Source organism: Rhizobacter sp. (genome assembly GCF_031412075.1).
In the GTDB taxonomy this organism is placed as follows: domain Bacteria; phylum Pseudomonadota; class Gammaproteobacteria; order Burkholderiales; family Burkholderiaceae_C; genus Rhizobacter.
Map to the genome: position 1 here is coordinate 1 of NZ_JANOCG010000187.1, position 10828 is coordinate 10828.

Annotated in this window: 10 protein-coding genes; 8 read left to right on the forward strand and 2 right to left on the reverse strand. The window is 68.0% G+C overall.

Translation table 11 applies throughout. The features are described from left to right. Together hydA and RMO40_RS06545 are read right to left on the reverse strand one after the other, a co-directional pair. Positions 1–1225 (reverse strand): dihydropyrimidinase (gene hydA / locus RMO40_RS06540; protein ID WP_309717978.1); only part of this gene is annotated, 1225 nt, incomplete at its 3' end. 10 nt (positions 1226–1235) lie between these two features. After that, the gene (locus tag RMO40_RS06545; protein ID WP_309717980.1) at positions 1236–1964 is read right to left on the reverse strand and encodes an aspartate racemase/maleate isomerase family protein; all 729 of its coding nucleotides are present in this window, start codon (positions 1962–1964) and stop codon (positions 1236–1238) included. A gap of 58 nt (positions 1965–2022) precedes the next feature. Here RMO40_RS06545 and RMO40_RS06550 point away from each other — a divergent pair, with 58 nt between their 5' ends. The 8 genes from RMO40_RS06550 to RMO40_RS06585 form a co-directional block, all read left to right on the forward strand. Continuing rightward, positions 2023–2748 (forward strand): FCD domain-containing protein, encoded by a 726-nt coding sequence (locus tag RMO40_RS06550; RefSeq protein WP_309717982.1) that lies wholly within the window; start codon positions 2023–2025, stop codon positions 2746–2748. Positions 2749–2917: 169 nt separating this feature from the next. After that, positions 2918–4543, forward strand: coding sequence for an amidohydrolase family protein (locus tag RMO40_RS06555; protein WP_309717984.1), 1626 nt, complete (start codon positions 2918–2920; stop codon positions 4541–4543). Beyond that, positions 4540–5286: an aspartate/glutamate racemase family protein gene (locus tag RMO40_RS06560; protein WP_309717986.1), complete on the forward strand. Its 747-nt coding sequence runs from the start codon at positions 4540–4542 to the stop codon at positions 5284–5286. The genes RMO40_RS06555 and RMO40_RS06560 overlap by 4 nt, the downstream gene beginning before the upstream one ends. Then, positions 5283–6674, forward strand: a complete 1392-nt coding sequence (locus RMO40_RS06565) for an amidase (RefSeq protein WP_309717988.1) — start codon at positions 5283–5285, stop codon at positions 6672–6674. Before RMO40_RS06560 ends, RMO40_RS06565 begins: the two co-directional genes overlap by 4 nt. Before the next feature lie 178 nt (positions 6675–6852). After that, entirely contained in the window at positions 6853–7920 is a 1068-nt protein-coding gene (locus tag RMO40_RS06570) for an ABC transporter substrate-binding protein (protein ID WP_309717992.1), read from the forward strand. Positions 7921–7948: 28 nt separating this feature from the next. Then, positions 7949–8842: an ABC transporter permease gene (locus tag RMO40_RS06575; protein WP_309717995.1), complete on the forward strand. Its 894-nt coding sequence runs from the start codon at positions 7949–7951 to the stop codon at positions 8840–8842. 3 nt (positions 8843–8845) lie between these two features. After that, complete coding sequence (locus RMO40_RS06580) at positions 8846–9637, forward strand: ABC transporter ATP-binding protein (protein ID WP_309717997.1); 792 nt, start codon at positions 8846–8848, stop codon at positions 9635–9637. Between the two features lie 130 nt (positions 9638–9767). Then, on the forward strand, positions 9768–10828 hold a 1061-nt coding region (locus RMO40_RS06585; RefSeq protein ID WP_309718000.1), incomplete at its 3' end, for an amidohydrolase family protein.

Sequence of the window (10828 nt, forward strand, 5' to 3'; positions counted from 1 at the left end):
TGCCGCTGTTCCAGATCACCAGGTCGGCATCACTGCCGATGGCGATGGTGCCCTTGCGTGGGTAGAGGCCGTACAGGCGAGCCGCATTGGTGGCAGTGAGCGCCACAAATTGCTGGATCGGCATGCGGCCTGCGAGCACGCCTTCTGAAAACAGCAAGGCCATGCGCGTCTCGATGCCCGGCACACCATTCGGGATGTAGGGGAACGCTGGCTCCTTGCCACCCAGGCGTTTGCCCGAGTCGTCCTCGTAGTTGAACGGTGCGTGGTCCGACGAAAAGACGGCGAAGAGCCCATCGACCAGGCCGTCCCAGATCACCTGCTGGTTGGCCTTGTCGCGCGGCGGTGGGCTGCACACGCAGCGCGCGCCATGGAAGTCGGGCAAGGCCAGGTCGTCTTGTGTCAGAAACAGGTACTGCGGGCAGGTTTCGGCCTGCACGTTGAGCCCCTTGCCACGTGCCCAGCGGATCTGCTCCACCGCCTCGGCGCCCGACACATGCACCAGCAGAATCGGCACGTCGACCAGCTCGGCCAGCGTGATGGCACGGTGCGTGGCTTCGCGCTCCACCGGCGACGGCCGCGACAACCCGTGGTATCGCGGGGCGCTCTTGCCCACTTCGAGCAGGCGCTCGGTGAGGTAGGTGATGGCGTCGGTGTTCTCGGCGTGGATCATCACCATCGCCCCCTGGCGCCGCGCCACCTCCAGCAGCTCGAGGATCTGCCGGTCGTCGAGTTTCATGTCTTCATAGGTCATGTAGAGCTTGAACGAGGTGTAGCCACGGTCGATCAGCGCAGGCAGCTCGGTGTTCAGCACCTCGGGCGTGGGGTCGCTCACGATCAGGTGGAAGGCGTAGTCGACGCTCGCGTGGCCGTCGGCTCGGCGGTGGTAATCGTCGACGGCCGCCTGCACGCCCTGCCCGCGCTGCTGCGCGGCAAACGGGATCACGGTGGTGGTGCCGCCGCAGGCGGCCGAGCGGGTGCCGCTCTCGAAGTTGTCGGCCATGCGGATGGGCGGCAGCATCGGCTGGTCGATGTGGCAATGCGAGTCGACACCGCCGGGGGTGACGTAGCGGCCTGCGGCGTCGATCTCGCGCGTGCCGGGGCCGGCCCGCAAGTGTTCGCCCAGCGCGGTGATGCGCCCGGCGGTGATGCCGATGTCGCAACTGAACAGGTCGGCCGCGGTGGCGGCGCGTGCGTTGCGCACGATCAGGTCAAAGTGCGCGCTCATGTGATCTCCTTCATGCGATCTCCTCATTGAACAGGCTGCCCCAGCCCTCGACGCGCCGCGTGTCCACGCCGCACAGGCGCAGCGACTTCCACACCGCCGTGCTCACGGTGTCGTACACCGGGATGCCCAGCTCGGCCTCGAGCCCGGCCGCGAGCTGCGCCGCACGCAGGTTGGTGCAAAAAGTGGTGATGCATGACGGCCGTGCCTCGGCCACCTCGCGCGCCATCTGCACGATCTGCGGCGGCTCGACCTCAGAGAAGCAGAAGTTGACGCTCTGGTTCAAGTGCCGTTCGGCCACACACGCAAAGCCGCTGCGCGTGTAGTTGGCAACGATGGCCGCCTGCACGTCATCCAGATACGGCGTGACCAAGCCAAAGCGCTGGCGCTGCGTCTTCTGCATGATCTCGTTGAGCGCCAGCACCGAGGTGCAGCAGCGCACCCCCGTCTCTAGCTCGATGAGCCGGCACAGCGCCACATCAGCCTCGAAGCCCAGCCAGCCCGACGAGGTGCCGTTCCAGGCGATCACGTCGACACGCGCGTCGGCCAGCAGCCGCGCCGCCTCCAGGATCGGCGTCATGTCGAACTGGCCCAAAGCTTGCGGCTTGAGCGAAATCTCGGTCACGCGAAAGCGCCCGAAATGTGCCGACACCTCGGGCAGGCCCGCGAGCAGGGCCGAAGTGAGCGGCTCCAGCGCGGTGTTGGAAGAAGGGGTCAGCATGCCCAGCAGCACGCGCTTCATGTCGGCCACCTACAATTTTTCATCGCCTGCCTCTTTGGTTTCGTTGACAAAATCACCCATGACTGCAAACAAAACCGCCCGCAAGACCGTCGCTCCCGCCGCACCCCCGAGCGGCATCGAGCTGCGCGGCGCCATCTACGACCGCATCCTCCAGGCCGTGCTCGAGCACCGCCTGCCGCCGGGCACCAAGCTGGTCGAAGACCGGCTGGCCGAGTTGTTCGAGACCAGCCGCGCGCAGGTGCGCGACGTGCTCGCGCGCCTGGCCGATGAAGGGGTGGTCAGCACCATCCCCAACCGGGGGGCCTTCATCGCGTCGCCCACGGCCGAAGAAACGCGCGAGGTGTTCGAAGCGCGCCGCTTGATCGAGCCGGCGTTGGTGCGCCGCTTCATCGCGCAGCGCAACACCGAGGCGGTGGAGCGGCTGCGCGCCCTGGTTGAAGAAGAAGAAGAGGCCCGCACGCAGCAAGACCGGCCGACCATGGTGCGGCTGGCGGGCGAGTTCCACATCCGCCTGGCCGAGTACGCCGGCAACCGCATGCTCGCGCGCAGCATGCGCGGCCTGGCCACCCTCACCTGCCTGGCGATCTTTCTTTACGACGCGCCGCACGCCACCGCCTGCCGCGAAGACGAACACGAGCTGCTGCTCAACGCCATCGCCCGCCGCCGTGCCGACCGCGCGGCCGAGCTGATGCTGGAGCACCTGAACCACATCGAGGCTTCGCTCGACCTGAAAGCCCCGCGCGACGAAGCCGTCGACCTGGCCGCGGCGCTGATGGCCCGCTGATCGCTGGCGGGGCGGCGCGCACCGGGGTGGGTTGCGGCGCACCATTTGTCGGCATAGTCTTTTCATATTGTCGACAATACGCACTCTTCATGCCGACATTACACAGCTGATTTGTTGGCACGAATCTTGAGTCCGGTCGGGTCACGATGGCCCGCAGCACCCCTTTTCCATGACCTCGGCCCGCACCCTGTTGCGCGGCGCGGTGGCGCTGCTCGGCGATGAGCTGAGCTTCGACGGCCAGCCGCGCGACGTGCTGGTCGAACACGGCCGAATCGTCGCCATCGAGCCGGCCGGCGGCATCCACCAGGCCCATCGGGTGATCGAGCTGCCGCGCCGCCTGCTCGCGCCGGGCCTCGTCAACGGCCACCAACATTCGCACGAGCACTTCCAGCGCGGGCGCACTGAAAACCTGCCGCTGGAGCTGTGGCAGCACCTGGTGCGCGGCCGCATGCCCATCAAGCTGACACCGCGCCAGGCTTACCTGCGCGCGCAGATCGGCGCCATCGAAGCGCTGCGCACCGGCTGCACCACGCTGGTCGACGACCTCGCGCTGGGCGCGGCCATCGACCACGATCTGGTCGACGCGGTGCTGCAGGCCTATGACGACAGCGGCGTGCGCGCCCTGCTCGGCTTCGCCATGATGGACAAGCCGATGGTCGACAACTTTCCGTTTGTCGACGAGCTGCTGCCGGCACCCTTGGCAGCCAGCCTGCGCGCCGTGTCGCGTCCGAGCGCCGACCAGTTTGTCGAGCTGATGCACAGCCTCGCGGCCACCCGCCACCCGCACGAGCGGCGCGTGGGCGTGCTGGTGTCGGCCTCGGCGCCGCAGCGCTGCACTGACGGCTTCTTGCGCCGGGTGCGTGGCCTGGCCGACGAGCTGGCGCTGCCCGTCATCACCCATGTGCAAGAGACCCGCATGCAGGTGGTCACCGGCCTGCAGTTCTACGGCATGCCCATCGTGGAGCACCTGGCAAAGATCGGCTTCCTGAAGCCCGCCACCAGCCTGATCCACGCGGTGTGGCTCAACCCGCGCGAGATCGCGGCGCTGGCCGAGGCCGGTGCCACCGCACAGCACAACCCGTGGAGCAACCTGCTGCTGGGCTCGGGCGTGCAACCGGTGCGCGAGTTGCTCGATGCGGGTGTCAACGTGAGCCTGGGCTCCGACGGCTCGTGTTCCACCGTCACCACCAACATGCTGCAGGTGGTGGGCGCGGCGGCCGGTCTGTCCAAGCTGCGTGGCCACGACGGCGCACGCTGGCTGTCGGCGCACGAAGCCTGGCACGCCGGCACGCTGGCGGGGGGGCGTGCGCTCGGCTTTGGCGACACGCTGGGCAGCCTGAAGGTCGGTGCCCGCGCCGACCTGGTGGGCTACCGGCTTGACAGCGTGAGCTTCACGCCGCTCAACGACCCGCTGCGCCAACTGGCCTACGCCGAGCGGGGTGCCGGGGTCGACTTCTGCATGGTCGATGGCGACGTGGCGATGCAGGGTGGCCGGCTGACGCGCATCGACGAGGCGGCCTTGCTCGACGAGATCGCCGCCGAGTTCCAGGGCCTGGCCGGGCGGTATGCCGAAGCCGAGGCCGATGCCGCACCGGTGATCGCTGCGGTGGAAGCCCTCTATCGGCGTTCGCTCGCGCTGCCCATCCCTGCCGACACGCTGGAAGCGCGCCTACCCCTCACCTCCGTTCGGGCTGAGCCTGTCGAAGCCAGCGTTGTGCACGGCGCACCCTTCGACCCTTCGACAGAGCTCAGGACAGGCAGGCTCGGGGCGAACGGCAATGGGGCGCCCCCATGAAGCTGCTGCTCATCAACCCCAACACCACGCAGGCCGTCACCGATGCCGTGTTGCTCGCAGCGCACGCGGTGGCGCGGCCCGGCACCGAGCTGAAGGCGGTGACGGGCGCGTTCGGCCCGTTGGTGATCGGCTCGCGCGCCGAGAACGCGCTGGCCCAGCACAGCGTGCTGCAGCTCGCCGCAGAACACGCGGGCGACTGTGATGGGGTTGTCCTGGCGGTTTCGCTCGACACCGGCCTGTGGGCTTGCCGCGAGCTGCTGCGCGTGCCGGTGATCGGCATGACCGAAGCCGGCCTGCTGATGGGCTGCAACCTGGCCACGCGCATCGGCGTGGTCACCTACGGCCGGCGCATGGGGCCGCTGTACCGCGAGCTGGCCGAAGGTTACGGCCTCGCCTCGCGCATGGCCGGCATCGCAACACTCGACGTGACGCCCCAACAGACCTTCAGCGACCCACAACGCGTGCATGACGCTGCACTCGCCGCAGCCCGACAGCTGGTCGAGCGCGACGGCGCCGAGGCCGTGCTGCTCGCCGGTGCGGCAATGGCCGCCATGGCCGCCTCATTGCAGCCTCACCTCGACGTGCCGCTGCTCGACGGCGTGGCGTGTGCGGTGGCGCTGGCCGAAGCGCAGGTGGCGTTGAAGCTGCCGAAAGCACGCAGCGGCAGCGTCTCGCCCACCGGTGGGCGCCCGGTCATCGGCGTGTCGCCCGCACTCACCGCGCTGTTTGCGGGCCCGCCATGACGCCCCTGCACGAGGGGAGCGCCCGCGAATGCGCCGCCCGCATCAACGCCCGCGAGCTGAGCGCAGCCGACGTGGCGCGCCACTTCATCGCGCGGGTTCAACAGCTCAACCCGGCGCTCAACGCGCTGGTGCAGTTCGATGCCGAAGCGGTGCTGGCCGAGGCCACGCGTGTCGACCAGCGCATCGCCGCGGGCGAGGTGCTTCCGATGGCCGGCGTGCCCGTCACGATCAAAGACAACCTGTGGGTCGAAGGCCGCACCCTGACCCAGGGCTCGCGCCTGTTTGCCGACTTCACGGCCCCGCGTGACGCCTGGTGCGTGGCGCGCCTGCGTGCGCTGGGCGCGGTGGTGCTGGGCATCACCAACTGCTCCGAGTTCGCCTGCAAGGGTGTCACCGACAACCTCGTCTACGGTGCCACGCGCCACCCGCTGGACGCGTCGCTCACGCCGGGCGGCTCGTCGGGCGGTGCGGCGGCGGGCCTCGCGGCAGGCCTGGGCTTGCTGGCGCTCGGCACCGACGCGGGCGGCAGTGTGCGCCGCCCCGCCGCGCACTGCGGCCTGGTGGGGCACAAGCCGACGCAGGGTGTGATCGCCCACCCGTGGGGCTTTGCCGAGCCGAACTACGGTGTCTCGGTGGTGGGCCTCTTCGCGCGCAACGTGGGCGACTGCGCTTGGCTGCTCGACCAGCTATCGGGGTTTGACGCAAGCGATGCCAGCGCGCCACCACTCAGCGTGGACTGGCAGGCCGAGGCCACCGCGAGCCGCGAGCCGCCGCGCGAGTTGCGCATCGCTTGGAGCCCGCAGCTGGGCTGTGACTTTGCGATCGATGCCGACGTGCTGGCCGCGCTCGAAGAGCGTGTGAACGCGTTGCGCGCGGCCGGCTGGGCGGTGAGCGAAGCCGACCCGGCCTGGGCAGCAGCGGTTCGCGCGTACCCGCTCAACGTGCTGCAACACGCCGGCCTGCACGCACTGCATGGCGAGCAGTTGAAGACACGCCGCCACGACATCGACCCGAACCTCGCGGCGCAGATGGACGCCGGTGCCACCAGCACCCCCGCCGAGCGTGCACATGTGTTGCGCCAGCGCGAGTCCATCGTGGCCGGCTTGTCACGCTTCTTCGAGCAGCACGACGTGCTCGTGTGCCCCACCACGCCGGTGACCGCCTGGCCGCTCGGGCAGATCGGCCCGCCCGTGATCGGCGGGCGGCCCGCCGGCCCGCGCGGGCATGCCGCGTTGACGCCCTTGTTCAACCTGTGTGGCGTGCCGGCGTGCTCAGTGCCCGCGGGCTTCGTGCGCGGCCTGCCGGTGGGTTTGCAGGTCGTCGCGCCGCGCTTCGAAGACGCGCGTGTGTTGCAAGTGGCAGCCCTGATCGAGCGGCTCGCGCCATGAGCACGCACGCAGTTGGTGAGGTTTTTTGGGTACGCAAATTGCACGTTCCAACCCAGCGCAGGGCGAAGGCCTTCCTGGTTGGCGTGCCGAACGGAACGTGTGGTCTCACGACTTGAGAGCCCACCGTTGATTTTCAGCAACGTGCACCCGCAAGCGGGTGCTTTCTACGGAGAACACCATGTTTGAGCGTCACAACCACATCACTTCCACCCTCCACCACGGCAACTCGCGCCGCGGCTTTCTCAAGGGCGCCAGCGCGGCCGGCGTCAGCCTGGCATTGCCGGTCGGTTTTGCCAGCTCGCTGATGGCAGGCGCCGCCCAGGCGGCCACCACCATCAAGGCCACCCACGGCTCGGGCCTGTGCAACCTCGCATTCTTTTTGGTCAAAAAGCGTGAGCTGGCCAAGGCCGACGGCGTGAACCTCGACTTCGTCGTCACCCCCACCAACGCCGACATCGCCACCCTCTTCGGCGCCGGCCAGGTCGACATGTCGGTGATCCCGTATTCCAACTTCCTCACGCTGTACGACGCGGGTGCGCCGGTGAAGATCGTGGCCGGTGCGGGTGTCGACGGCTGCATCCTGATCGCCAAGGAGGGCATCAAGAGCGCCGCCGACCTGAAGGGCAAGACGCTCGGCACCTTCCAGGCCGACACGCTCGAAGTGCTGCCCTACGACTACCTCAGGAAAGCCGGCATGTCGTTCAAGGACGTGAAGGTGCGCTACTTCAACACCTCGCCCGAGCTGGCCCAGGCCTTCATCGCCGGTGGGGTCGACGCCATCTGCCACATCGAGCCTTATGCCACCCAGTGCCTCAGCTCGCGCAAGGGCTCTACTGTTCTTTCCGACGGCAGCGACGTCTACGGCAAGAGCTACTCCGACTGCGTGCTGGCCGTGCGCACACCGCTGATCGAGAAAAACCCGCAGGCCGTGAAGGCGGTGATCAAGGCCATGATGCTCGCGCAGAGCCAGGCCGAGGCCGACCCCGACGCTGCGCTGCGCGACACCGTGGGCACCTACTACAAGACCACGATGGAAGCCGCCAAGCTGGCCGCCAGCAAGCAGCCCATCATGATCGACCAGCGCAAGAACACGCAGTTCATCCTCGACCGTGGGCAGTCGATGAAGGAGCTGGGCTACGTGAAGAAGCTGGCGCCGGCTGCTGCCATCGATTGGACGCTGCTCGAGCAGGTGATCGCCGAGAACAAGGCGCTCTACGCCGGGCTCAAGCTCAAGTCGATGGCCTGAGCAGACGGCGCTTGCCGAGGAGCCCAGCATGTCAGCCCTGCCTCTGGCCGGCACCAAGCCGGCCCACCACCCGCCGCCCTCTGCCAGCCGCGCCAGGGTGCTTGCCTTCGTGCAACGCTCGCTCTGGTGGCTGGCCTCGGTGGGCACCTTCATCGCGATCTGGGAGTTCTGCTGGTGGCAGGGCCTGGCCGACCCGCTGATGCTGCCGCCGCCGCACATGTTCCTGGCCAACCTGCCGGAGCAGTTCAAGTTCTTCGATCCCGCAGGCGCGCGCAGCCTGGAAGAAGAAGGCGGCGGGCTCCTGTCGGTCCTGGAGGTGATGGCCTGGACGTCGATGCGCGTGGTGCTGGGCCTTGCGCTCGGCTTCGTGGGCGCGGTGGCGGTGGGGCTGGCGATCCGCTACTTCCCGGTCTTCGGCAAGCTCACCCTGCCCACGCTCACGCTGCTGACGCCGATCTCACCGGTGGCCTGGCTGCCTGTGGCGATCTTCGTGTTCGGCATCGGCAACGTGCCGGCGATCTTTCTCGTGTTCATCTCGGTGTTCTTCATCATCGTGTTGTCGACGCTGTCGCAGATCGACGCGGTGCCCGCGCCCTACCTGCACGTGGCCCGCATCATGGGCGCCAACAAACACCAGCTGTTTCGCCACGTGATCCTGCCGACCATCCTGCCCAGCCTGTTCGTCACGCTGCGGCTCAACCTCTTTGCCGCGTGGATGGTGGTGCTGATCGCCGAGGCGGTGGGCGTGGGCTCGGGCCTGGGGCAGATCGTGATGATGGCGCGCAACACCTTCAACGCGAGCCTGGTGTTCTTCACGATGACGCTGATCGGCCTGCTCGGCTTTTCGTTCGACCGCGGCTTGTTGTGGGTGCAGCAGCGTGTGCTGTGGTGGGTCGGCCCGTCGGCCGTGGGAGGCAAGTAAGCCATGACACGACCCATGATCAGCCTGCGCAACGTGCGCAAGGTGTGGAACCCCGACACGCCGAAAGCCCTCACCGCCATCGACGGCCTGTCGTTCGACGTGGCACCGGGTGAATTTGTCGTGCTGCTCGGCCCCTCGGGCTGCGGCAAGAGCAGCCTGCTCTACATGGTGGCGGGGTTGGAGACGGCCACCGAAGGCGAGCTCGAATGCGACAGCCAGCCGATCACCGGCCCCGGCACCGACCGCGGCATGATCTTCCAGGAGGCCTCGCTCTACCCCTGGCTCACGATCGCCGATAACGTGACCTTCGGCCTCAAGCTGCAAGGTGTGTTCCCCGACAAGCGCAAGCGCATCGCACAAGACCTGCTGCTCAAGGTGGGCCTGGCCGACGCCGCCGACAAGCGTCCCGACGAGCTGTCAGGCGGCATGCGCCAGCGTGCGGCCCTCGCGCGCGCGCTGGCCATGCGGCCCAAGGTGCTGATGATGGACGAGCCCTTTGCGGCACTCGACATCCAGACGCGCGCCAAGATGCAAGGCCACCTGCTCGAGGTGTGGCGCGCCAGCGGCGCGAGCGTGCTGCTGGTCACGCACTCGATCGAGGAAGCACTGGCGCTGGCCGACCGCATCGTGGTGTTCACCTCTCGGCCAGGGCGCATCAAGGAGATCGTGCCGGTCGAGCTGCCGCGGCCGCGCTCACCGCGCGACCCACGCTGCATCGAGCTGCACCAGCGCCTGGCCGATTTGCTGGCCGACGAAGTGGATCGTGCCTTCGCCGAACAAGAAGCTGCGATCTGACGCCCGTCACCGCAGACACCCGGTCGCCCCAACTCCGTTCGGGCTGAGCTTGTCGAAGCCTGGTGCCCTGTGCGCCGGCCCTTCGACAGGCTCAGGGCGAACGGGAGATACCCCCATCAGGAGATTCCACATGACAACCGCCCTGGTTCGCGCCAAATGGATCGTCACCGGCGTGCAAGACCGCCACACCCCGAACATCATCAGCGACGCTGCCCTGGTGCATGAGCACGGCAAGGTGGTGGCCGTCGGCCCGTTCGACGAGATGCGCAACCGCTTTCCCGACGCGCCCGTCACCCAGCACCCGCAGCACGTGCTGCTGCCCGGCTTCGTCAACAGCCACCACCACGTGGGCATGACGCCGCTGCAGCTCGGCTCACCCGACTACGCGCTGGAGCTGTGGTTCGCCAGCCGCATGTCGGCGCGCGACCTCGACATCTACCTCGACACCCTGTACTCGGCCTTCGAGATGATCGCCTCGGGCATCACCACCGTGCAGCACATCCATGGGTGGATGCGTGGCAGCTTCGAGCAGGTGCACGGCGCGTCGAGCGCAGTGCTCAAGGCCTACCAGAGCATCGGCATGCGCGCTTCGTACTGCTACGCCGTGCGCGAGCAGAACCGGCTCGTCTATGAAGACGACGCCAAGTTTTGCGCCAGCCTGCCCAGCGACGTGGGCGTGCCGCTGGCCGAGCACCTGAAGCAGGCCACGCTGAGCTTTGGCGACCACATGAAGCTCTACAAGATGCTGCGCGATCAAAACGCCGGCCAGTCGCTCACGCGCATCCAGCTCGCGCCGGCCAACCTGCACTGGATCACCGACGACGGCCTGATGACGCTGGTGGAGCAGGCCAAAGCCGACGACGTGCCCATGCACATGCACCTGCTGGAGACCGTCTACCAGAAGGAATACGCGCGCCGCCGCACCGGCACCACCGCCGTCAAGCACCTGCACAAGCTGGGCGCGCTGGGCCCGTGGATGACGCTCGGCCACGCGGTGTGGCTGACCGCAGAAGACGTGGAGCTGGTGGCCCACAGCAAGACCTGCGTGTGCCACAACTGCAGCAGCAACTTCCGCCTGCGCAGTGGCGTGGCACCGATCAACGAGCTGGCCAGACGCGGCGTGACCATCGGCATGGGGCTCGACGAAGCCGGCATCAACGAAGACCGCGACATGCTGCAGGAGATGAAGCT

Coding starts and splice junctions, on each gene's coding strand:
- RMO40_RS06570 (WP_309717992.1), top strand. CDS start 6,853: ATGTTTGAGCGTCACAACCACATCACTTCCACCCTCCACCACGGCAAC.
- RMO40_RS06555 (WP_309717984.1), top strand. CDS start 2,918: ATGACCTCGGCCCGCACCCTGTTGCGCGGCGCGGTGGCGCTGCTCGGC.
- RMO40_RS06560 (WP_309717986.1), top strand. CDS start 4,540: ATGAAGCTGCTGCTCATCAACCCCAACACCACGCAGGCCGTCACCGAT.
- RMO40_RS06565 (WP_309717988.1), top strand. CDS start 5,283: ATGACGCCCCTGCACGAGGGGAGCGCCCGCGAATGCGCCGCCCGCATC.
- RMO40_RS06545 (WP_309717980.1), bottom strand. CDS start 1,964: ATGAAGCGCGTGCTGCTGGGCATGCTGACCCCTTCTTCCAACACCGCG.
- RMO40_RS06580 (WP_309717997.1), top strand. CDS start 8,846: ATGACACGACCCATGATCAGCCTGCGCAACGTGCGCAAGGTGTGGAAC.
- RMO40_RS06575 (WP_309717995.1), top strand. CDS start 7,949: ATGTCAGCCCTGCCTCTGGCCGGCACCAAGCCGGCCCACCACCCGCCG.
- RMO40_RS06550 (WP_309717982.1), top strand. CDS start 2,023: ATGACTGCAAACAAAACCGCCCGCAAGACCGTCGCTCCCGCCGCACCC.